The 22,395-nt window shown below is 44.7% G+C and carries 18 protein-coding genes; 8 read left to right on the plus strand and 10 right to left on the minus strand.

Going from position 1 to position 22,395, the window contains the following annotated elements:
• Positions 1-46: 46 nt before the first annotated feature.
• Entirely contained in the window at positions 47-1,732 is a 1,686-nt protein-coding gene (gene ilvD, locus M1L62_RS20465) for a dihydroxy-acid dehydratase (protein ID WP_254561485.1), read from the minus strand.
• Between the two features lie 335 nt (positions 1,733-2,067).
• Between ilvD and murQ the strand changes: the two genes are divergently transcribed.
• Complete coding sequence (gene murQ / locus M1L62_RS20470) at positions 2,068-2,871, plus strand: N-acetylmuramic acid 6-phosphate etherase (protein WP_254561486.1); 804 nt, start codon at positions 2,068-2,070, stop codon at positions 2,869-2,871.
• A gap of 42 nt (positions 2,872-2,913) precedes the next feature.
• On the opposite strand, the gene M1L62_RS20475 is transcribed toward murQ, so the two are convergent.
• From M1L62_RS20475 to M1L62_RS20485, 3 genes are all read right to left on the minus strand, one after another.
• Positions 2,914-3,927 carry a quinone oxidoreductase family protein gene (locus tag M1L62_RS20475; RefSeq protein WP_254561487.1) on the minus strand — a complete coding sequence of 338 codons (1,014 nt, stop codon included), beginning with the start codon at positions 3,925-3,927 and terminating at the stop codon, positions 2,914-2,916.
• A 115-nt stretch (positions 3,928-4,042) separates the two neighbouring features.
• The gene (locus M1L62_RS20480; protein WP_254561488.1) at positions 4,043-4,831 is read right to left on the minus strand and encodes an NIPSNAP family protein; all 789 of its coding nucleotides are present in this window, start codon (positions 4,829-4,831) and stop codon (positions 4,043-4,045) included.
• A 123-nt stretch (positions 4,832-4,954) separates the two neighbouring features.
• Entirely contained in the window at positions 4,955-5,953 is a 999-nt protein-coding gene (locus M1L62_RS20485) for a PorP/SprF family type IX secretion system membrane protein (protein ID WP_445439670.1), read from the minus strand.
• A 255-nt stretch (positions 5,954-6,208) separates the two neighbouring features.
• Here M1L62_RS20485 and M1L62_RS20490 point away from each other — a divergent pair, with 255 nt between their 5' ends.
• From M1L62_RS20490 to M1L62_RS20500, 3 genes are all read left to right on the plus strand, one after another.
• Positions 6,209-9,076, plus strand: a complete 2,868-nt coding sequence (locus M1L62_RS20490) for a PKD domain-containing protein (RefSeq protein ID WP_254561490.1) — start codon at positions 6,209-6,211, stop codon at positions 9,074-9,076.
• 90 nt (positions 9,077-9,166) lie between these two features.
• The gene (gene ruvB / locus M1L62_RS20495) at positions 9,167-10,192 is read left to right on the plus strand and encodes a Holliday junction branch migration DNA helicase RuvB (RefSeq protein ID WP_254561491.1); all 1,026 of its coding nucleotides are present in this window, start codon (positions 9,167-9,169) and stop codon (positions 10,190-10,192) included.
• A 138-nt stretch (positions 10,193-10,330) separates the two neighbouring features.
• On the plus strand, positions 10,331-10,753 hold the full coding sequence (locus M1L62_RS20500; protein ID WP_254561492.1) for a (deoxy)nucleoside triphosphate pyrophosphohydrolase: 423 nt from the start codon (positions 10,331-10,333) through the stop codon (positions 10,751-10,753).
• Here M1L62_RS20500 and M1L62_RS20505 read toward each other — a convergent pair.
• Positions 10,739-12,100: a dihydroorotase gene (locus M1L62_RS20505; protein WP_254561493.1), complete on the minus strand. Its 1,362-nt coding sequence runs from the start codon at positions 12,098-12,100 to the stop codon at positions 10,739-10,741. The genes M1L62_RS20500 and M1L62_RS20505 overlap by 15 nt on opposite strands.
• A gap of 74 nt (positions 12,101-12,174) precedes the next feature.
• Here M1L62_RS20505 and M1L62_RS20510 point away from each other — a divergent pair, with 74 nt between their 5' ends.
• Positions 12,175-12,927, plus strand: a complete 753-nt coding sequence (locus M1L62_RS20510; protein WP_254561494.1) for a ComF family protein — start codon at positions 12,175-12,177, stop codon at positions 12,925-12,927.
• A 78-nt stretch (positions 12,928-13,005) separates the two neighbouring features.
• Here M1L62_RS20510 and gldJ read toward each other — a convergent pair whose 3' ends face one another.
• Entirely contained in the window at positions 13,006-14,265 is a 1,260-nt protein-coding gene (gene gldJ / locus M1L62_RS20515; RefSeq protein WP_254561495.1) for a gliding motility lipoprotein GldJ, read from the minus strand.
• A 99-nt stretch (positions 14,266-14,364) separates the two neighbouring features.
• Positions 14,365-17,715, minus strand: coding sequence for a transcription-repair coupling factor (gene mfd, locus M1L62_RS20520; protein ID WP_254561496.1), 3,351 nt, complete (start codon positions 17,713-17,715; stop codon positions 14,365-14,367).
• A gap of 194 nt (positions 17,716-17,909) precedes the next feature.
• Between mfd and pnuC the strand changes: the two genes are divergently transcribed.
• Positions 17,910-18,530, plus strand: coding sequence for a nicotinamide riboside transporter PnuC (pnuC, locus tag M1L62_RS20525; RefSeq protein ID WP_254561497.1), 621 nt, complete (start codon positions 17,910-17,912; stop codon positions 18,528-18,530).
• On the opposite strand, the gene M1L62_RS20530 is transcribed toward pnuC, so the two are convergent.
• The 3 genes from M1L62_RS20530 to M1L62_RS20540 form a co-directional block, all read right to left on the minus strand.
• On the minus strand, positions 18,531-18,971 hold the full coding sequence (locus tag M1L62_RS20530) for a barstar family protein (RefSeq protein WP_254561498.1): 441 nt from the start codon (positions 18,969-18,971) through the stop codon (positions 18,531-18,533).
• 72 nt (positions 18,972-19,043) lie between these two features.
• Complete coding sequence (locus M1L62_RS20535) at positions 19,044-19,526, minus strand: guanyl-specific ribonuclease (RefSeq protein ID WP_254561499.1); 483 nt, start codon at positions 19,524-19,526, stop codon at positions 19,044-19,046.
• Between the two features lie 92 nt (positions 19,527-19,618).
• Positions 19,619-19,915 (minus strand): muconolactone Delta-isomerase family protein, encoded by a 297-nt coding sequence (locus tag M1L62_RS20540; protein ID WP_254561500.1) that lies wholly within the window; start codon positions 19,913-19,915, stop codon positions 19,619-19,621.
• A 344-nt stretch (positions 19,916-20,259) separates the two neighbouring features.
• On the opposite strand from M1L62_RS20540, the gene M1L62_RS20545 reads away from it, so the two are divergent.
• Together M1L62_RS20545 and M1L62_RS20550 are read left to right on the plus strand one after the other, a co-directional pair.
• Complete coding sequence (locus M1L62_RS20545; RefSeq protein WP_254561501.1) at positions 20,260-20,823, plus strand: RNA polymerase sigma factor; 564 nt, start codon at positions 20,260-20,262, stop codon at positions 20,821-20,823.
• Positions 20,798-22,330, plus strand: coding sequence for an outer membrane beta-barrel protein (locus tag M1L62_RS20550; RefSeq protein ID WP_254561502.1), 1,533 nt, complete (start codon positions 20,798-20,800; stop codon positions 22,328-22,330). The genes M1L62_RS20545 and M1L62_RS20550 overlap by 26 nt, the downstream gene beginning before the upstream one ends.
• Positions 22,331-22,395: the final 65 nt, after the last annotated feature.

Here is a 22,395-nt window from a genome sequence, read left to right on the forward strand (position 1 = left end):
CTTTCTATATTGGAAATTGTGTCGCCACAATTTTTTTGTTCTTCTACTACGCTTCGTCAGTCACACATCCTTCACTGGCAGATTTTACCGTGCGGATATATCTTCCTAACATTCCTTTTGTAAATCTCGGTGCAGGCTGAACCCATGCTGCTTTACGTGCTGCCAATTCTTCATCAGAAATATGAACGGTCAGCTGACGTGTGTTTGCATCGATGGTAATTCTGTCGCCATCTTTCACCAGCGCAATCGGACCTCCGTCAAATGCTTCCGGTGTGATGTGGCCTACCACAAATCCATGTGTTCCTCCTGAGAAGCGACCGTCTGTGATCAGTGCAATTTTATCGCCAAGTCCGGCTCCCATGACGGCAGATGTTGGTTTCAACATTTCTGACATCCCTGGTCCGCCTTTTGGTCCTGCATTACGAATAACAACCACGTGGCCTTCTTTAATTTCTCCTTTTGAAAGCATGGTGATAATCTCCGTTTCATGCTCGCAAATTTTCGCTTCTCCGTCAAATGTCAAACCTTCTTTACCCGTGATTTTCGCAACAGAACCCTGCGGGGCCAAATTGCCGTATAAAACCTGGATATGTCCGGAAGACTTAATCGGCGTTTCCAGAGGGAAAATAATTTTTTGTGTTTCAAAATTAAGATCCGGAGCCTCAGCCAAATCTTCTGCCAATGTTCTACCTGTTACGGTAAGACATTCGCCGTGAATTAGACCTTTTGAATACAAATATTTCATTACAGCAGGCACACCACCGATTTCCAGGATGTCCTCCATGTAATATTTGCCGCTTGGTTTCAGATCAGCGATAAAGGGTACGCGGTTAGAGATTTCCTGAATATCATCCAATGTCAAAGGAAGGTCTGCTGCACGTGCGATCGCCAGGAAGTGCAGTGCTGCGTTTGTAGAACCACCTAAGGCCATAACCACCGTCAATGCATTTTCAAGCGATTTTTTCGTGATGATATCTCTTGGAGTAATGTTCAGTTCAAGCAATTTTTTCATTGCCGCCCCGATTTTCTTACATTCTTCCTGTTTTCCTTCGTGTGTTGCAGGGTAAGAGCTGCTGAAAGGCAAACTTAGTCCCATCGCTTCAATCGAAGCAGCCATCGTGTTTGCCGTGTACATACCACCACAGGCACCCTGACCAGGAATTGAATTCTGGATCACGCCTTTGTAATCTTCATCAGAAATATTGTTGGCGAATTTTTTACCAAGTGCTTCAAAAGCAGAAACGATATCCAGTTTTTGTCCTTTATAATGTCCTGAACGGATTGTTCCGCCATAAACCATAATTGAAGGGCGATCGATACGCGCCATGGCCATGATCGCACCCGGCATATTTTTGTCACAACCTACCACGGCGATAACACCATCGTACCATTGTGCGGAAACTACGGTTTCAATAGAATCGGCAATGATATCGCGACTTGGCAGGGAATAACGCATACCGTCATTTCCATTTGTCATACCATCGGAAACTCCAATTGTGTTGAAGATCAAACCGACCATATCATTGGCAGTAATGCCCTGTTTCACATAAACAGAAAGTCCGTTTAAGTGCATATTACAAGGGTTTCCTTCATACCCGGTGCTGGCAATCCCGATTTGCGGTTTTGACATGTCAGCTTCTTTTAATCCAATACCGTAAAGCATTGCCTGAGCTGCCGGATTTGTAACTTCCTGGGTTAGGGTCTTTGAAAATTTGTTCAGTTCTGTCGCCATGGTGAATTATTATAAAATAAAAACACCTCACTCAGTTATTGAGTGAGGTGCAGGTTATATACCGTAACATCCCACTCACGCCTGGGGCGTGACTACAATCAGGAGGAGAATGAAACGGTTTGAAAACATAAATATCAGATAAAAACGAAAATTTTGATTTTAGCGAAATTTCGCTGACTCTCAGATTCTGTTACAAATTAGGAGGGTATCTTTTTATTTTCCAAATTTTAGGGCAAATTTTTGCAGATATACTTAGATAAATACCATAATATTTATTTGGTAAAGGTTCGTAAACAGAAAATAATTAATTTTGGATTTAAATTAATGCAACATCTATGCTAACGACCGAAGCTTCATCCCTCTATAATGATCTCGATTTAATGAGCGTTCAGGAAATTCTGACCTCGATTAATCGTGAAGATCAGACCGTTCCCAATGCTGTTCAAAAGGTGATTCCTCAAATCGAAGCGCTTATTGAGCAGATTGTTCCGCGCATGAAAAAAGGCGGACGTTTGTTTTATATCGGTGCCGGAACGAGCGGTCGTCTGGGCGTTGTGGATGCATCCGAATGCCCCCCAACTTTTGGTGTTCCGTTTGATCTGGTTGTAGGGATTATTGCCGGTGGCGACGTTGCGATCAGAAAAGCGGTAGAAAACGCGGAGGATGACTGGAATCAGGCCTGGATTGATCTGGCTTCATATAATCTTACTGAAAATGATACGTTGATAGGACTTGCCGCATCAGGCCGTACACCCTATGTGATCGGTGGGTTGAATGAGGCTAAAAAGGCAGGTTTGTTAACAGGTTGCGTGGTTTGCAATAACGGCTCTCCTGTTGCGCAGGCTTGTGAATATCCGGTGGAAGTGGTGGTAGGACCTGAATTTCTGACAGGAAGTACAAGAATGAAATCAGGAACGGCTCAGAAACTGGTGCTGAATATGATTTCTACGGCGGTGATGATCCGCCTTGGTAAGGTAAAAGGAAATAAAATGGTGGATATGCAGATGACAAACGAAAAACTTGTCAACCGTGCCATTCATATGATTATAGACGAACTGGGTGTGTCGCCTGATGAGGCAGAATCGTTGCTCGAAGAGCACGGCAGTGTCCGCGGTGCGATTGATGCGGTAAGAAAATAGTAAAAAAAACAGCGCTGAGCCGGCTCAGCGCTGTTTTTTTTGTCAATCAATTTTGAGAATAATCTTTCCAAACTGTTTGCCGGAATCCATTTTTCTGAATGCCTGTTCGGCCTGTTCAAGGGACAACACTTCGTCGATCACGGGAACAACTTTGTGTTCTTTCACAAAATCGATCATATCCGAAAACTCTGCTTCGGTACCCATGGTGCTTCCGTAAATATTAAGCTGCTTGAAAAATACCTTGGCCGGAACCACGTCTGTGATATTTCCCGTGCCGCCACCATAAAAGCAAATCCGCGCTCCAGGTGCAGCAATGTCAATCAAACGGGCAAATCCAGGACCGCCGGCACTGTCAATAATCACATCGAAATAGCCAATCTTTTTACCGCGTACCTTTACAAGCAGATCCCGGAACCAGGTTGGATTTTTGTAGTTAATCCCGCCTTTCGCTCCAAGGGCAATGGCTTTTTGAATCTTATCGTCGGATCCGGATGTTACCCACACCTCCGCACCGGCTGCAATAGCAAATTGTATCGCAAAAAGCGCCACACCGCCGCCTGCACCCGTGATCAGTACCCTATCGTTTTTCGTCAGGTTGGCGCGCGTGATCAAAGATCTCCACGCCGTTAAGCCACCCATGGGCAAAGCCGCAGCCTCTTCAAAAGAAAGATGTGCCGGTTTTTCGGCAAGATATTTTGCTTCGGTTTTTACAAATTCTGCAAAGGTCCCGTTGTCTGGTAAACCCAGGATTTTATGTTCTTCGGAATAAAAAGCCGGATTATCGCCCCAGTTATGTGAAGGATTGATGATCACTTCTTTGCCAAGCCAGGCTTTATCAACGCCGGGACCTATTGCCGTAACAATTCCGGAACCGTCGGAGCCCAGAATGATCGGTGTTGTGATTTTAGGGTATAATCCCTTTTGAATCCAAACGTCCCTGTGATTGAGTGACGCGGCTTTTAATTGAACAATTACCTCTCCTTCGCCTGCTTCCGGTGTGATTATCTGTTCAACAACGATGGGTTCATTTATACTTTTTAAAATAGCGGCTTTCATAAAAAATAGCATTAAATGAAAAATGATGGAACATGGGTTTTATCTTAAGACGACAACAAGCCCATATTCCATCAATACAAAGTGCGACAAATTTTAGTTGCCTGAAAATCCGTTCTCAGATATCTGAGTAGTCTGTCGGATACAGGAAGAAGCTTGTATTTTTTGATACGTTGTTCTGGTACTCAGGATTCACCTTTAATTTATTCCATTCAGCGTCGCTGCTGAAAGCTTTCCAGTGCTCATCACGCGATGCCTTGTTTTCGAAGGTTGTCATGTACATAAGGTTCGGCTGGTGACTTCCGGCGATCACTTCGCCATAAAATACCGCGTTGAAACCCAATCTTACGAAAAGAGGAACTTCGCCGCCGTCGTTAAACATTTTAACCTTGTTCTGGTAAATTTTTTCGGTGTAACCCTCATAGCTGCGCAGCTCATATACACGTTCGCTTTTTGGTCCGGTCAAATTTGGTTTTGCATGAACCGGCATCGTTGTGAAAGCCTGCAATACCGTTGTTTCGATGCGGGCATAAGGCGGATTTTTATAGGCTGCGTCGATATAATCTTTCCCTGCCGATAAATACTTGGCATCTTTTTCCAGCAATTTAGGCAGTGAAAGCAATTGATCCAGTGAACTGATCGGAGTCAGTACATAAATCAGTTTTCCACTCATCGTGTCCGAAGCAACAGGTTTGAAAACCCCTACATTTTTTATTCCGGCACGGTGTAAGGCAGGTATATAGGCGTCTTTAAGATAATTTTCGACAGTTGCTTCCTGCGTTTTATCTTTCAGACGATACATTTTTATTTCGTAATACTCTCTTTTAGGAGGTGCCGCAATAGCGCCAATGGCCAGCACCAGCATGAAAAGGCCGGATAAGAGTTTTTGTGTAGTAGGCTTGATCATAGATTAATTTTCTCTTGGAATAAGGTTAATTTAAATCGAAAAGAAGCGATTGCTTATTTTATACTGTAACAAAAAATGCAGACAAATTTGTCTGCATCGGGGTATAAAATCAAATCTGTTATGCTAAAATTTCGGGCAGGAAAGCTGGTGTTTACTGCTTCTGCTGCGTTTAGGTTTAGGGGTGAGCGGTTCAAAAATGTAGGACAGCGAAATTTCATGCGCTCCGCCGCTGCCTGCACCCAAAGTTGAGATCGTTAAGTCATAACTGTAACCAATCGAAAATTTGTCCTGACGAAATCCGGCGAGAAAAACGAGCGATTCGTGGTTATTGATCGAGGGTTCATATTTTTTGAAAGGAATCCCGCGATACCACATCCCCAACACCAGCGGCTCGATGGTTACATAAAGCCCCATATCCAGCTGATCGTACTTGCCTTGTTTTTTATACAAAATCGCCGGTGAGATTGTCTTTTCCTTGTCGATTTCATTTCCTAAAAATGTATATCCTGCAAAAGGAATGCGCAAACCAGCCTGTAAACTTGTTTTTACCGGAAGGCGCGCCTCCGTTCCGCTGAATGCCTGATTGGGTTTGTTGATATGATGCGCCGACAATCCAAGCCAGTACCAGTCGGAATAGACCATCATACCGGAGGAGAAATCGGCATAAGAAACGTTGGGGCCGCCTTGGGCAAAGGGATCCGAGGATGGATTGCCGTTGAGTCCGCCGTTGTTATACTGGTCGCCGAAAGTCAATCCGTAATAATCGAGTGAACGTGACGAAAAGCCACCTTGTATTCCTAATCTTAAAGAAGTAACCTCATTCAGTGAAATCTGGTAAGAATATTGGAGAGCGACGTCCGTTGCCTTTAAATTGCCCAGACCCTGGCTATCGGTAGTTACCTGAATGCCAACACCGCTATTATAATTTGGAAGAAAAACATCGGCACCGAAAGAAGCAGTTACAAAATTTGCAGAAAGCGCAGGCCACTGATTACGATAATTTGCGGTAAGACGCGGCGCCAGCGCACCACCAGCCAGAGCGGGGTTAAGGTACAACGGGTTAGCGTAAAATTGCGAAAATTGAGGATCCTGACTCCAACCTTTCAGGCAGAGCAGTGTCATTATCATAAGAGGAAGTAAACGCTTAATCATATATTTTCAGGCTTTGTTCGCCATTTACAGCGAATTGGGTATACGAGGATGAAAATTACTAAAATATAATTCACAAATTGTCGCCACATTGCGTATTAATATTCAAATTAGCATGGTTTTTAAGACTTTACCACACAAAATTTTAACATATTATTTTCGTTAGAATGATCAGGTAACAAGAATATTAAATTGGCGGGGTAGGGATGATTGAATAAGTAACGAAACATGAGGCGATTTTATAATACACATCGGAAAATATTTTATTCACTGTTCTTTTTGCTGTTCCTGGGCGCGGGTTTTGCAAACGCGCAGCCGTTTACAGTGAAAGAAACCTGTGTGCCAAGTCCTGCGTGTGCCGAGGATGGAACGGTGTTTACCGAAGATGCAAACAGTAAAGCAACTGCCTGGGCCTGGGTTTTTGGTGATGGAGGCACCGATAAGGTACGTAATCCACTCCATTCCTATAAGACGGCGGGTACTTATACCGTAACCGTAACCCGTACTTTTGCAGACGGAAGCACGGCGAGCGAGTCGCAGCAGGTCATTATTGGCGAACTTCCCCCGGCATTTCAGAAATGGAAAGCAGATACCACCATTTGCCCAAATACAAGTATAACACTGGACCCTTATCCTGACGGAGCTCCCGCAGGCGCAAAATATATCTGGTATCCGAAGGGAGATACCACACAGACGCTCGAAGTAGATAGCTCAGGGTGTTATTCAGTGGAAGTAATAATGCCTAACGGATGTAAAATTCAGGATCGCGTTAATGTCAAAATTTGTATGCAGCCTGAAAATCAGGAAGGTGCAAAATGGTTTTTTGGTGGAAACGCTGGTCTTGATTTTTCAAACAGCCCGCCTACCCCCATTACCGATGGCAAAGTGAACACGCCGGAAGGGACATCTTCGATTGCCAATTCCAAGGGGATTCTGCTGTTTTACTCAGACGGGATAACGATCTGGGACAAGGATGGCGGCGTTATGCCCTGTATTGACCCGGCGAATTGCAAACCGCTTTTGGGTAGTAAAAACTCAACGCAATCCGTGCTCATTGTGCCGCAGCCGACTTGCCGGGGCTGTGAGTATTTGTTCAACGTTTTTACGACATCCGATATTAATGGTGAAAAGCTCCTGACGGTCAGCGTGGTGGATATGCGTAGAAATGGTGGCAAGGGAGCTATTATTGAGCAGAATACGACGTTACAGCAACCAACGACGGAACGCCTTGCTGCTGTCCAAAACAAAAGAGACAGCACTTACTGGGTTATTTCTCACGATTACGGCACCAATAAATTTCGCATCTTTCACGCTACGGCGGGAGGCCTGACAGAAACCAGTGCACCTGAACTGGGTATGGCGCATGACTCGCTCAACAAAGGTGAGGGATATATGAAATTTTCTGCTGCGGACAGCACCAGCGGAGACAGACGTCTGGCGGTAGTTATTCCCGGCCCGCCCACCAATTACGTCGAGTTATTCAAATTCAATGACTCAACCGGTGTTTTGACCTATGACAAAACCATCAACCTCGGCCCTGCCCCGCCCAAAGCGTACGGGATTGAGTTTTCGCCCAGCGGTGAAAAAATGTATGTCTCGTTTCAGGGTGAAAACGGTACGAAATCATATTTGAAACAGTACGATCTCACATTTAGTGATAGCCTGATTGTCGAATCGGCTATCGTCATTGACAGCTCGGCCACGCAGAAATTCGGCGCTTTGCAGATTGCTCCTGATGGAAAAATATATATGGCCATTGATGGCAGCGATTATCTGGCATCCATTGGTGAGCCGGAAAGGAATTCCGTATCGGCGATAGAATACAAAAGGAATGGCGTCAATCTGGGAGGCAAGAAAAGCCAGCTTGGTTTACCAAGCATGGTGCAGGATTTTACACAGGAAGCCTCAGGTCCGGGATTTTCTGCTGACGGGTTTTGTACAGGTGAACCGACCAACTTTGAAGCCGGCCCGATTTGCGATCCGTTGAAGGATAATATGTACATCTGGGATTTTGGAGATGGAGCCGGTGGAACTTCCAAAGAACCGAAAATTTCGCATACTTATATCCAACCGGGAAGGTATTTGGTTTCATTGTCGCAGTCCAATGCCTGTACGAGCATTGTCAGCAAAGACACGGTTGTTATTTATGAAACGCCTCCTAAAATTGTACTTGGCCCTGACAAAGATACCTGCGGGGCTTATGTGCCTTTGGATATGGGGGTTAAGGCAGAGATTTATGAATGGTATAACCGCGGCAGAATTATTGGCCGTGCCAAAACAATTCGCATCACAACAACGGGCAGATACATAGCGGTTGCGTACAACGGCCCTGACCGGGATTGTTTCTCTGCCGATACTATTGAAGTGGTGCTTCGAAAGCCACCACCATTTGAGCTCCGGGATACTACGATATGCCGCGATAGTTCTGTTGTATTATTGGCGACAGGCCTTTCCTGGAACGAATGGTTGTGGAGCACCGGCGAAACCACACAAAGTATTACCGTTAAGCAGCCGGGCACGTATTTTGTACAGGTTAAAAACAGACTTAACTGCTACAATAGTGATACATTAGAGGTGAAGGAGTTACCATCTCCAATTTTGAGACTGGATCCTGAATATTATATCTGTATCCCGGATGGCGGCTCAACCAAGCTGGATCCAAGGGGCATTGGTGTAGTGCATTATGAATGGCCGCAGTCAGGAGATACAACGGCTACGATCACGGTCGATAAGGAAGGCGTTTATACCGTTCTTGCGACTAACAAAGAAGGTTGCGTTGCACAGCAATCCACCAAAGTTGTTGATCAATGTGAGCCACGATTCTTTATTCCGGATGCTTTTACGCCGGACGGTGATGGTAAAAATGAATCGCTGGATGTTTTTGGAGCTTATTACACCAATTATTCTATCAAGATCTATAACCGCTGGGGAGAGGTGATTTACGCGACCAACACGATCGAAGGACGTTGGGATGGGACTTACAAAGGCGTGAAAGTGCAGCCGGGCGTGTATCCCTATATTGTGTCTTACGAGGCTCAGTATTTCCCGGAACGTAACCCTGTGGTGCTTCGTGGGTCCGTGATGGTGATCCGGTAAAAGTTCGGTTTTGCCAATAAAAACGGCTATTTTTGAAGTTAAAATCAATGCGTTTTTAGTTGAAACGTAGCTAATATTGTCAAAAAGCCTATGCGCCAGGATTATCTGTCCGGAGATAAAGAAAATCTTTCCAACCCGGAAAAAGAGATCGACCGGGCTTTACGTCCGTTGTCCTTCGATGATTTTACGGGACAGGATAAAATTCTTGAAAACCTTAAAATATTTGTTCAGGCGGCGAAACATCGGGGTGATGCCCTCGACCATGTTCTGCTTCATGGGCCTCCGGGTCTGGGTAAAACCACATTGTCACATATCATTGCCAACGAACTTGCGTCGGGTATCAAAATTACCTCCGGACCTGTACTCGATAAACCCAGTGATCTGGCTGGTTTGCTGACCAATTTACAGGAGCACGACGTACTTTTTATTGATGAGATCCACCGTTTGAATCCGATCGTGGAAGAATATCTGTATTCTGCCATGGAGGATTATAAAATTGATATCATGCTGGACAGCGGTCCGAATGCACGCAGCATTCAGATCGGTCTGAATCCTTTTACACTGATTGGAGCCACCACCCGGGCCGGTATGCTTACGTCGCCGCTGCGTGCCCGTTTTGGGATCAATGCTAGGCTGGAATATTACGATGCTCAGCTCCTGTCATCGATTTTAAAAAGATCAGCAGTGATCCTGGGTACTCCGCTGGAAGATGATGCGGCTTTCGAAATTGCCAGACGAAGCCGGGGGACACCACGTATCGCCAATAACCTGCTTCGCCGGACACGTGATTTTGCCCAGGTAAAAGGCAATGGCCGGATAACCGTAGCCATCGCAGAAATGGCATTGCTGGCATTGGATGTTGATCAGAATGGTCTGGATGAAATGGATAACCGTATTCTAAGTACCATTATCGAGAAATTCAAAGGCGGCCCGGTAGGACTTTCCACCATTGCCACAGCATGCGGAGAAGAGGCAGAAACGATAGAAGAAGTTTATGAGCCGTTTTTGATCCAGGAGGGATATCTTAAGAGAACTTCAAGAGGAAGAGAAGTAACCGAAAAGGCTTTTCGTCACCTCGGAATTTTGCCAAGACACCGCTCGGGAGAGCTGTTTTAATGCAAACCGAGGCATCCCGAAAATTTTATATTTAGCACAGAATAAAACCAGCGAGGTATTGAAAATCAATTCAATACCTCGCTGGTTTTTATAAAATAAAATCTATACTTTTGCGGTAAATTTTGTGTCACCGTTGGTATGGTAGAAAGTATTGTTGCTGTTAAATTAGTTGTACGGGTTCCTTGTGCTATTATTGAACATAATGGCAAGGTATTGGCCGGTCAGCGCAGTGCTGCATTATCCTTTCCGCTTCAATGGGAATTTCCCGGAGGAAAGCAGGAGGAAAACGAAACAGACGAAGAAACGCTGGTGCGCGAGATCCGTGAAGAACTGAATGTAGAAATTGATATAATTCAAAAACTTCCCGTTACGACAAAGGATCAGGGATGGAGGGAAATCATACTGGTACCCTTCGTTTGCAAGCTTCGTACCCATGATATCGTCCTTTCAGAGCATGAGCAAATCTCATGGCTTGAACCACAAGATTTGCCTACACTCGACTGGACGGAAGCAGATTTAGGCGTTATCCAGAGTTATTACGCTTATCTAGCGGGAGAATAACATCCGTTTTCCTTTTACAGATTCGTCAAAATTCCCGTTTTCATAAGCCAGGTGGCCTGAAACAAAGGTATGTGTCACCACAGACTGGAAATTGGTGCCTTCAAAAGGTGACCAGCCACATTTTGAATAGAGATTGGACGGCTGTACCGATGTGGTGCCGTCAAGATCAACAAGTACAAGATCAGCCCAGTAGCCTTCCCGGATATAACCTCTTTCCTTGATCTGAAAACAGTCAGCCACCGCGTGACTCATTTTTTCAGCTACCCTTTCCAAAGGTATTTTACCTTTTTTACTGAATTCAAGCATCACATTAAGCGTATGCTGAATAAGCGGTAAACCCGAAGGCGCCTGCCAGTAAGGCTGCGCTTTTTCTTCGATCGTATGCGGCGCATGGTCCGTGGCAATGACATCGATACGGTTGTCTAAAAGTGCCTGGAAGATGGCTTCCTTGTGATGAGGAGCCTTGATCGCCGGGTTACATTTTATCTTGTTGCCAAGGGTATGATAATCCTCTGCGTCAAACCATAAATGATGGACACAAGCTTCGGCAGTAACGAGTTTTGGAGCGCCGCTTGCCAATAGAATCTGTCCGTTTACACGTTCTCCGATCTCAAAAAGAGATACCTCGTCTCCCGTTGAAATGTGAAGAATGTGCAGTCTGGTTTTGTGTTTATGCGCCAGCGCACTGGCAAATGAAGAAGATTTCAGACAGGCTTCTTCGTTTCTTATCAGTGCGTGAATATCGTAAGGGACATTCTCGCCATATTTCTCTTTAAAAAGCTCCATCCGGTGACGCACCGTAGGTTCATCCTCACAGTGTGTTGCGATAAGGCAGGGAGCATTTGCAAACAATTTTTCAAGCACGTCCGGCGAATCCACCAGCATGTTTCCGGTAGAAGACCCCATGAATACTTTGATACCGCAAACCTGGGTCGGGTCGGTGCGCATTACCTCGTCGTAATTGCTGTTGGAACCACCCATAAAGAAGGAATAATTAGCCAGTGAAGATCGTGCGGCAATGTCATACTTATCCTGCAATAACGGCTGCGTCAGTGTATTCGGAACCGTATTGGGCATTTCCATATAAGACGTGACACCGCCAGCCACACCTGCGCGCGCTTCTGAATGGATATCGGCCTTGTACGTTAACCCCGGCTCGCGGAAATGAACCTGATCATCAATTACGCCGGGAAGCAAATACGTTCCTTTGGCATCGATAATCCTTTCAGCAGGAAGATGTTGTAAATTCTTACCAATACGTTCGATGTGACCATTGCTAATATACACGTCAGATTCCTGGATCGTGTTTTCATTCACGATGCGGGCATTCAGGATAAGGGTGTTCATTTCGTAATTGAAAATAGGTTACTGAAAATTCGAAATCAATGACAAATTCATGAAGCCGTAAAGTTAACAATGTCTTGGCTGACCAGCTAACGATTCTGTTATTCTCTCATGGTATCATCCAAAATTACCTGCTCATGAGCCTGAAATCGATATGGTTTGATTTTGTTGATCTTATTTTTCCGCGTTGCTGTGCAGCTTGCGACAAAGGGCTGGTAGGCAATGAAGATATTATTTGCACCTCCTGCCGTATCGCTTTGCCAAGAATTGAGAAGGAAAGTGTTCATGATGAAATTATCAGGCATAAATTTGTCGGTGTGCATGAGGTGCTGGAAACACATGCCTTTCTGTTATTTACAAAAAGGGGAAAAGTGCAGAAGCTGCTGCATGCACTCAAATACAAAGGACAGGCCGACGTAGGAATTTTGCTGGGCTCTATGTTTGGCCAGGAAATGATTTCGAACAGCATTTTACCCGAAGCAGATCTGATCATCAGTGTGCCGCTGCATAAGAAAAAATTGAAAGTCAGAGGTTATAACCAGAGTGACAAACTCGCGGAAGGATTTTCCAAGGCGACGGATATCCCGTGGTCGGGCGGGGTTTTGGAAAGAATAAAATATACCGAAACCCAAACGGGGAAAACAAGAAATGAACGCTGGGAGAATGTGAAAGGCGTATTTTCGGTAAAAGAAAGTGTTGCGGGCAAACGGATTATCATCATGGATGATGTGTTAACCACCGGAGCAACACTGGAAGCCTGTATGGAAGCGTTGAAAAGTGCCGGCTGTGACCAGTTTTATATCCTGACTATCGCTTCTGCCCAGCATTGACGGAAACAGCTATAAATGAAAAAGAGCCGCTATCCAATGGCAACGGCTCTTTTTGCTATATTTTAAAAACTGTCAGGCCTATTTGCGGCTACCTGTTGCGATCATAGCACAACGGAAACCAACCATAGCCGTAGCAGAATCCTGATCCATGTAACGACGTGTTCCCGGAGACAACCAGTAGGCTACGTCAGACCATGAACCGCCTTTGTAAACACGAAGGTTATCGTTTACCAGCGAGTTGCCATTTTTATTGTCATAATTTTTGGCCTCATCCTGATATCCGTCACGACGGAAAGAGTTCAAGTCGTTTACGTCATTGTTTGAAAGCGGACGGTAAACGTCATACACCCATTCGCTAACGTTTCCAGCCATATCATAAAGACCGTTGTCATTAGCAGGATACGAACGAATTTCCTGTGTAATGATCGCTCCATCGTTTGATCTTCCTGCAATACCTGCATAATCCCCAGGGCCGCGTTTGAAGTTGGCAAGCATTGTTCCTTGCTTACGTCCGCGTGGCTGGCGCATTGTAGAACCATCCCATGGATAAATACGCTGGTTTGACTGATTTTCATCTGCATACTGCGTACCGATCATCGCGATTGCAGCGTATTCAAATTCAGCTTCTGTCGGAAGACGGTAAGGAGGCATTACGTAGCCGCTTTCGATTCCAAGTTTAGCAGGTTCCGAAGATGCAACAGCTTCTGCTTCGGCAGCAGCGGCAGCTTTTTTCTTCTTACCGATAGAAAATCCTTTCTTAGGCTGACCAGCTTTTGCACCGGCAGCGTTATTGCTTTTACTTACAGCGTCCGTTCTCCATGCGCAGTAATCGTTAGCCTGAACCCACGATACACCAACCACCGGATACAAACGGAAGCCCGGGTGACGCAGATACATGGTCACGTATGAATCGTTGAAAGACAATTCGTTGAACCAAACGGCTGTGTCAGGTAAGGCTTTGCTGTAAAATTCTTCTGATGAATCTTTCTGAACAGCATTAAGATATTCAAGATAGTGAACGTTGGCAACTTCCGTCTGGTCCATGTAGAACGACTGGATACTTACCGTACGTTTCGGGTTGTCACGTCTGTTCATGACATCCTCTTCCAAAGATCCCATGGTAAAACGTCCGCCTTCGATATAAACCAAGTCAGGACCAGCCGGTAAAGCTTTGTATTGTTTTACCTTATATCCATCCTTGCCATTATACGCCAAGCCTGTTTTTGAACTGGTTTTTCCAGGCTTTAAACTCGTTGGTCTTTTTTTCTTACTACAGGAAGTGGCCGCTAATAACACAATCAGTATCAACGCGATCGACCGGATACCCATCTTATGCATGCAAATCATTGCTTTAAAGTGACTTAGAGTGTTTGGTATTTAATAGTATGCGAAACTGCAAATGTATGAAATCAATCCAACTTATTTGCTACAAATCTTTTATTGGCACATTTCTGTTAAAATCTTTTGCGCCTGGTCGATACTGTGTACATCCTGACAAATCAGGATTAACTTCCCTTTCTGATCTTTCAATGCGATCTGTCTCGGATGCATTTTTATGTAATCAATCACTTTTCCGAATCTCGGCGACTGAAAAAATTCATCGTTCTGCGAAGTAACGAAGTATCCTTTCAATGTATTGCTTTTCAGTGTTAATTTTTCGAAATACAAACCTTCTGCTTCCCAGCGCAACCGAACCGTTTTCAGCAAATCCTCCACTTCTTTCGGCATAGGCCCAAAGCGGTCAGCGACTTCTTTTTCAAAACCGATGAGTTCCTCATCCGTCTTCATGTCGTCAAGACGCGTATATAACGAAAGTCTTTCCGAAATATTTTTAACGTATGTTTCCGGGATCAGTGTGGCAAAATCGGTCTCGATCTGACAATCCGGCAATAACTTCTTAGGCAGTCCGAGTGCTGAGGAAAACAGGTCTTTAAATTCGTTATTTTTCAGCTCAGAAACCGCCTCATCCAGCATTTTGTGATACAGTTCATAGCCAAGATCGTTTACAAATCCGCTTTGCTCGGCTCCTAACAAATTTCCTGCTCCGCGAATGTCAAGGTCACGCATGGCTACTTTAAAACCGTCGCCAAGTTCGGAGAACTCTTCAAGTGTCTGAAGGCGTTTTCTCGAATCGCTCGCCAAGGTAGACGCAGAAGGTGTCAGCAGATAACAGAATGCTTTTCTGTTGGAACGCCCTACCCGGCCGCGCATCTGGTGCAGGTCGGACAAACCGAACATATGCGCAGAGTTAATAATAATGGTATTGGCATTGGCGATATCAATTCCGGATTCGATAATATTGGTCGAAACCAGGATGTCGTATTCTCCTTCGATAAAATCCACCATCACTTTTTCGAGCTTATCGCCATCCATTTGTCCGTGTGCCACACCAATCCGCACTTCCGGCACCAGACGCATGATGATGTTGGCAATCGATTCAATATCGTTTACGCGGTTATGGACAAAAAATACCTGGCCGCCGCGCTGGATTTCGAAACTGATCGCATCACGGATAAATTCTTCGCTGAAAGAGTGTACTTCCGTTGTCACCGGCTGGCGGTTTGGCGGCGGGGTTGCAATAACCGAAAGGTCGCGGGCGCCCATCAGCGAGAAATGCAGTGTTCTCGGAATAGGTGTCGCGGTTAATGTCAGCACATCCACATTGACACGCATTTCCTTCAACCGGTCTTTCGCTTTTACACCAAATTTCTGCTCTTCATCCACGATCAGCAGACCCAGGTCTTTGAATTTTACATCCTTATTCAGGATCCGGTGCGTTCCGATCAGGATATCTATTTTGCCTTCTTCTGCTTCTTTAAGTGTTTCCTTAATCTGTTTTGGTGATTTAAAACGGTTGATATAACCTACTTTCGCAGGGAAATCGCCAAGACGTTCACTGAACGTTTTGAAATGTTGCATCGCCAAAATGGTCGTAGGCACCAGCACCGCCACTTGTTTACTATCACAAACCGCTTTAAAAGCAGCCCGGATGGCTATTTCTGTTTTTCCAAAACCCACATCGCCACAAACGAGGCGGTCCATCGGATGCCCTTTTTCCATATCTTCCTTGACATTGGCGGTTGCCGTTGCCTGGTCAGGCGTGTCTTCGTAGATAAAGGAAGATTCGAGCTCAGCCTGCATGTAGTTGTCAGGAGAAAACTGGAATCCCGGTGCCTGACGGCGTTTCGCATAAAGGGCGATCAGCTCGTGGGCGATATCTTTAAGCTGTTTTTTGACTCTTGATTTTTTTGCCTCCCACTCTCCCGAGCCTAATTTACTCATGGCCGGCGGTGCCCCTTCCTTACCGGTGTATTTGGCAATTTTATGCAGGTTATGCACACTCACATAAAGCAGGTCATTGTCTCGGTAAATCAGACGTATCGCTTCCTGCTCCTTGCCATTGACATCCTTGCGTTCCATCCCGGCAAATCTGCCGATACCGTAGTCGACGTGCGTGACAAAGTCTCCCGGGTGCAGCGATTTCAGCTCTTTGAGCGTGATCGCTTTCGATTTGCTGAACTTCTCTTTTAACCGGTATTTATGGAAACGCGCAAAAATCTGGTGATCGGTATAACACGCAACTTTCAGGTTTTCATCTACAAAACCTTCACGTAATGAAATACTGGGCAGGGGCTGGAACTTTACAAACGGGTCAAGGTCTTCAAAAATCCTTTCCAAACGGTCAAGCTGTTTGGGCTGTTCGGCAACGATCACGTTGACAAAACCCTTGGACTGATTTTCCGAAAGATCGTCCAGCAATCTTTTAAAATCCTTATTAAAGGAAGGCTGAGGTTTGGAAGAATAGGGGAGTTTAATTTCGGTTTTGAAATAAAATCTTCGACCGAACTCAACTGTCTTGAATTTTTTGACCTGATTTAAAAAACCACGACGTGTTTCAAATAAATCCTGCGGGTTGGAAACGATCTGTACACCACCACTTGTAACTTCTTCCAAGGCTTTTTCTGCTCTTTCGAAACATTTTTCGATGGTTTCAAGCGTAAGTTCTGCATCCTTAAACCACATCACCGTATCGTCGTCAAGAAAATCTAAAAACGATTCTCTTGTTTCATGGATCAGCTTCTGCTGAATATCCGGAACAATATTAATCTGCCTTGCCGTTTCAATAGAGAGCTGTGTATCAGGATCAAAAGACCGGATACTCTCTACTTCATCACCAAAAAGTTCGATACGGAAAGGATGTTCACTGGCATAGGAGAAAACATCCAGGATGCCTCCTCTTACTGAAAATTGTCCTGCTTCAAATACAAAATCGGTTATTTCAAAATCGTAACTGTTCAGGAATTCTGTAAGAAACGCCGGATCCAGCTTCTCGCCTACTTTTACCGAAAATGTGTTGGCTATCAGCGAGCGTTTGTTGATCACTTTTTCAAAAAGCGCCTCTGGATAAGTCACAATCTGAAACGGACCAGGTTTGGCAACATTAAGTTTGTTCAGGATTTCGCCGCGCATCAAAACGTTGGCGTTATCTACCTCTTCGTAATGGTATGGCCGTTTGTAAGACGTTGGATAATACAATACCTCCGTCTTGCCGAGCAGATTCTGCAAGTCATTCTGGAAATAAGCGGCCTCTTCCCGGTCACTCAAAACATACAATGCCGGACTTTTCTTCTTTTGCTGAACAGCCGCAGCCACTACCGCATCCAGACTGCCCACCAGTCCTTTGATCTGGATGTGCGCAGCATCTTCTTTTTTCGAGGCGATTTGGGAAATGAACAGATCCAGATAACTGTCAGCTCCGTATAGCGTCAATAAATCTTTAACTTCCAAAAGTATAGCTTAATTATTTTAAGGAAAGACTCCAACTTTATGCACTTAATCAAACGCAAAAAGCCGTCTCGGAATATTTTCCGCTCGGCTTAATAGGTAACAACAGTTTTTCTACTTTTGTTGATACCGGTAATTATTTTACAAAAATACAGGTAAATAGATAGCATTTGTAATGAATATGTTAATTTGATAAAATGATCGACTGGCTTAATCAATCCATAACTTTTGCAGGCATAGCCACAACGGTTCTTGAAATACTGGGTTTTCTGACGGGAGCTATTTGTGTTTATCTGAACACGCGGCAAAATGTTCTGGGATGGTTTTTCGGGATTATTAACGCGGTCCTTTATTTTATCGTTTTCTGGCAGGTAAAATTATATGCCGATATGAGCCTCCAGGGTTATTACTTTTTTACCAGTATGTATGGCTGGTGGATGTGGTTGTACGGAGGCAAAACCCATGACGGGATCACGGTAAGTAACACACCAACAAAATTATATGGCATTTTTGCCCTGATTTTTATAGGAGCAACCTTGTGCTGGGGTTTCCTTTTAGGCCATTTTACCAATGCCAGCCTCACCTACGCAGACTCCGCGCTGACGATTGCCAGCCTGATCGGACAGTGGATGATGGTGCGTAAATACGTGGAAAACTGGATCGTGTGGATCGTCGCTGACGCCTGTTATACGGTAATGTATTTTTATAAAGACTTATACCTCACGGCCATTTTGTATGCCGTGTTTCTGGGTTTGGCCGTGATGGGTTATGTTCAGTGGAAAAGAGATTTGAAAAAACTCGCTGGTGCCGGAATCTGATCAGCAATCACCAAAAGGAATTTCCTGCTCTTCCAGTATCGTCCGGATTCTTGGGGTATCTTCAAAAATAATCCTGAGCTCCTTCTTGGCGACATCTTCCTCCTCGTCCATCCATTTCCAGTCCTCAGCGGTTGCGTCAAAAATATCGAGTATCGAAAGGATTTTATCGTCAGTTTTCTCCTTTGAAAGCCAGTCGTTGGAGTTGGTGATGTAAATGATCACCTTTTCTTCCTCGATCCATTCCAGGTCGTTCAGCATTTCATCCAGCGCATCAAGGTTTTTTCCTGAATAGTCAGGGAAGTTTAATGCAGCACCGATTTGCTCATGAAAATCCTTTATCGAAGTGGCTTTTTGCCCGTCAATGATTCCGATAAATGCTCCCAGAAATGATTTTCGAAGATCTGTACCTTTTTTTGCAAGAAGAAAATGTGTGTTTTTCATGATTGGAAAACTGAATAAATCAGATGTAAAAGTAAATGATGAACAAAGATAAAAAGCTGCGATCGAAAAAACTTATTCTATTTCGGTAAAAGAATTGTAGTGGTCGCGTGTGTACCAGGCGTGTTTGTCGCTGGTGATCAGACGCTCGGCACCCCGGTTTTTGCCTTTCTTTTTGGGGTTTACATCCCATTCGCGGTATCTCATGGCTCCTCCCCGTTCATCCTTTAGCGGTAACCGTTTTTCATAGTTGCCAAATTTACGGCCCCCCTGATACCCTTCCGGCGCGCGGTCGTTGGCCCGGATATACTCTAAAACTTTGTAAACTTTTTGAGGGATGTCTGCCTTTCTATCGTTTTTCGAAAGCAAAGTGCCGGACTTTTCCGGGAGTTTCAGGTTTTTTCTGTGTTGCGGGCTTTCGGTTTTTTGCTGCTTATGCGCGTTTTCCTGTGTATTGCTTCCATTGCCCGAACAGGCGACAGCCAGCAACGAAGCAAAAACAAAAAGCGTGCGTTTCAGCCAGGCAGAAATTTGAAGACGATTATTTTGAAAGGACATCAGATTAGTAAAAGGCTTGTAAAATTCAGAACGTCTTAAAAGTAAAGAACCTCATCGTGGCGACAATGAGGTTCCTGAAAAATAATTATTTGTTAATTCAATGAAAACATGGGCAATCTGAGTGCAACGACGTTGTTAAACATCAGTTTACAAATTGTTGGGTCCATGAAATCGATCAGCGGAAATTCTGATACAAGCGACATCACTTCAAACTCACTTTCCGCTCTTACCACGCACCAGAGTTTTAAACGATCTTCTGAAAGCGCATAGGACATTAATCGCCCCTGCTCCATCATTTCATTTATTTTTTTTCTCTGCGCCGGTATTTTCTCGGTGTATTCCTCCGTCATAACAGCCGGAAGTTGGATTTCAACCATATATTGACTCATGAGCGAAAGAGGTTAGGTTACAAATAAGTCCGATCTATTTTAACTACTATAAAAGGATATGCGTTAGGTAATAGTTCCTGCTACGTAATCCTGGGCACTTTACGATACGATTTTGTAATAACAGGCACAATGGCTGAACTTAGGTAAGTTAAAAAAAGTTTTCATTTTTTAAAGCTCTGTTACAACCAATTCACTGATAATCGTGTCAATAAATTATGAAGTTGAAAATTGGGCTGGTCACAGACGAACTGATGGTGAAGATTTAATGCAGAAAACAGGCTTTTATTGCTTGCAGTAAAAGAAAAAATAATAATAAACCGAAAGTAGCACCCCTTAAGCTTCGGATGACCTTTAACGAACATGAATTGGTGATTGGCTGTCAACAGCGCAACCGTGTCGCCCAGAAACAGCTATATGATGTTTTCGGGGGGAAGCTGTTTGCTATATGCCTGCGTTACACCAAAAACCGCACCGATGCGGAAGATGTTTTACAAGATGCCTTTATAAAAATTTATGAAAACATAAGTACATTCCGAAATGACAGTCCGCTTGAATATTGGCTTCGTTCTATCGTGGTCAATACAGCCCTGAACCATTTAAGACAGCAGAAATATCTGAAGCAGCTTGATGATATCGACGGTTATGAGAACGGACTTTCCGGAAAGGAATTGATTTTGGCGGATTTTCAATGGCAGCAGCTGCTGGGGTTTATAAAAGAACTTCCTATCGGTTGCCAGACTATTTTCAATCTATACGCCATTGAAGGATACCAGCATAATGAAATAGCCCAGAAATTAGGTATATCTGAAGGAACCTCCAAGTCGCAGTATTCGCGGGCGCGGGTGCTTCTTCAGGAAAAATTGAACAAAGAAACAAGATTCGATGATGGATCCGTCCGAAACAAATAGCTTTGAAGAGCAATGGAAAAAGGCGTTTCAGGAAGCCTCTGAAACACCTCCTCTGTCTGCCTGGGAAGGCATAGAGGCTCGCCTTGACAAAGAGGAGAGAAAAGTGGTGCCGCTTTGGTGGCAGACACCACGGCTTTGGTATGCGGCTGCATCCGTGGCAGCCTTGTTGATGGTGGGTGTGGCGTTGTGGAACGGGTCTGGTGATTTAACAGATGCGGGTAAGCAAATCGCGGCAAACAAAACACAAATTGAAGGTCAGCAGGCAGATCGTAATAATCCGGAGGTTCAGCAAACAGAAAAGAGTATTCAGGATAAGGAGGAAGTTATAAAAACACCGGACAATGCGTCCGAAACCGTGATTGCAAAGGTTGAGCCTGGTCGCAGTAAAATTGCTCCGGCAGGAAAACTACCTCAAACAACGCCTGAACACCTTGCCTCGGCGCCTGGTGGTAAAGAATCAGGAAAACTTGCGAAAACAGGTAGCGCGGAAGTTTTGCCTGAGGGAAATAGTATTGCCGCCGCCCGTCTTACAGAAGCGAATAAGGTTTTGTCTTCTGGTGAGAGCAATAAAAACGAAGATATTGCTGTGCTTTCTAAAAATACCAATGCTGCGCCTGAAGTGAGTGCGTCGGCCATGGATGCTGCCAGCCAGATTTTAGCGGAGGCTCTTACACCGATCGGATATAAAGATCTGGATGTTTATGTGCAGAAAAGATATGTGTTTTTCAGACCCGATGCGCTGAATAACATACCTGAAAAAGCGGCTAAAAAGAAAAGAGAATATTATGCGGGCGTGGGTGTGATGCCTGCCAGTTTTAATCCCAATGTAAAAGTTACTTCAGCGCCTAGCGCTTTTGCTTATGCCAATGCGTCGAGCCGCTCGACGGTAGGGGAAAGCCATGCGGGAACTTCCTATGCTGTGCAGACTCAGGGTGGAAAACGCCTTTCCAAACACTGGTCTGTGGAGACGGGCGTCAGTTATTTACAGGGAAATTCCAGCTATGAGGGAGATGGTTATCTGATTGAACCCGCAACAAGCCGCTCTCAGAATGTACTGGAAAGCGCGCTTGCAGATAAAAATAGCAATCAGGGCCTTAGCGGTGCTCCTCCTGCTTCGAATGCCTTGTACATTGATTTGAAAAAAGAATTCCGGAATGATTACCGTTATCTTCAGGTGCCTTTGCAGGCTGGTTTTACACTGAATCCGGATAAGAAATTCAGCTATTCCCTACTTGGTGGTATGATGGCGAATTTTTTCATGAACAATGAAATTGAGTCGGCTTCGGGAAATGTGATCACAACGAAAGCAAGTGACGATGTTTATCGCAGCCTCAATTGGGCGGCAACAACGGGGCTTCGTCTTAATTATCGCTTATCTCCGCAGTGGAGAGCCACGCTGACGGGTTCATACCAGCAGTCACTGACATCCGGATTTAAGAATAACGAGACCCTCGAAGCGCATCCGTATCTGTACGGGGTTTCGTGGGGGGTAAGATATTCTTTCTAAAAAAAATCGCAACTGCTTACAACCATTAAGCGGTTAAATGACTCTTACTACAAGAGACGGTTACA

It is taken from the genome of Dyadobacter diqingensis, from assembly GCF_024220585.1.
Classification (GTDB): Bacteria; Bacteroidota; Bacteroidia; order Cytophagales; family Spirosomataceae; genus Dyadobacter; species Dyadobacter diqingensis.

Excerpts from the sequence above, each read along its gene's own strand:
- gldJ (WP_254561495.1), bottom strand. The coding sequence starts at position 14,265 with ATGCATAAGATGGGTATCCGGTCGATCGCGTTGATACTGATTGTGTTA.
- M1L62_RS20500 (WP_254561492.1), top strand. The coding sequence starts at position 10,331 with ATGGTAGAAAGTATTGTTGCTGTTAAATTAGTTGTACGGGTTCCTTGT.
- M1L62_RS20535 (WP_254561499.1), bottom strand. The coding sequence starts at position 19,526 with ATGTCCTTTCAAAATAATCGTCTTCAAATTTCTGCCTGGCTGAAACGC.
- M1L62_RS20550 (WP_254561502.1), top strand. The coding sequence starts at position 20,798 with ATGATGGATCCGTCCGAAACAAATAGCTTTGAAGAGCAATGGAAAAAG.
- ruvB (WP_254561491.1), top strand. The coding sequence starts at position 9,167 with ATGCGCCAGGATTATCTGTCCGGAGATAAAGAAAATCTTTCCAACCCG.
- pnuC (WP_254561497.1), top strand. The coding sequence starts at position 17,910 with ATGATCGACTGGCTTAATCAATCCATAACTTTTGCAGGCATAGCCACA.
- M1L62_RS20540 (WP_254561500.1), bottom strand. The coding sequence starts at position 19,915 with ATGAGTCAATATATGGTTGAAATCCAACTTCCGGCTGTTATGACGGAG.
- M1L62_RS20490 (WP_254561490.1), top strand. The coding sequence starts at position 6,209 with ATGAGGCGATTTTATAATACACATCGGAAAATATTTTATTCACTGTTC.
- M1L62_RS20545 (WP_254561501.1), top strand. The coding sequence starts at position 20,260 with ATGACCTTTAACGAACATGAATTGGTGATTGGCTGTCAACAGCGCAAC.
- M1L62_RS20475 (WP_254561487.1), bottom strand. The coding sequence starts at position 3,927 with ATGAAAGCCGCTATTTTAAAAAGTATAAATGAACCCATCGTTGTTGAA.
- M1L62_RS20505 (WP_254561493.1), bottom strand. The coding sequence starts at position 12,100 with ATGAACACCCTTATCCTGAATGCCCGCATCGTGAATGAAAACACGATC.
- ilvD (WP_254561485.1), bottom strand. The coding sequence starts at position 1,732 with ATGGCGACAGAACTGAACAAATTTTCAAAGACCCTAACCCAGGAAGTT.
- murQ (WP_254561486.1), top strand. The coding sequence starts at position 2,068 with ATGCTAACGACCGAAGCTTCATCCCTCTATAATGATCTCGATTTAATG.
- M1L62_RS20485 (WP_445439670.1), bottom strand. The coding sequence starts at position 5,953 with ATGACACTGCTCTGCCTGAAAGGTTGGAGTCAGGATCCTCAATTTTCG.
- M1L62_RS20480 (WP_254561488.1), bottom strand. The coding sequence starts at position 4,831 with ATGATCAAGCCTACTACACAAAAACTCTTATCCGGCCTTTTCATGCTG.
- M1L62_RS20530 (WP_254561498.1), bottom strand. The coding sequence starts at position 18,971 with ATGAAAAACACACATTTTCTTCTTGCAAAAAAAGGTACAGATCTTCGA.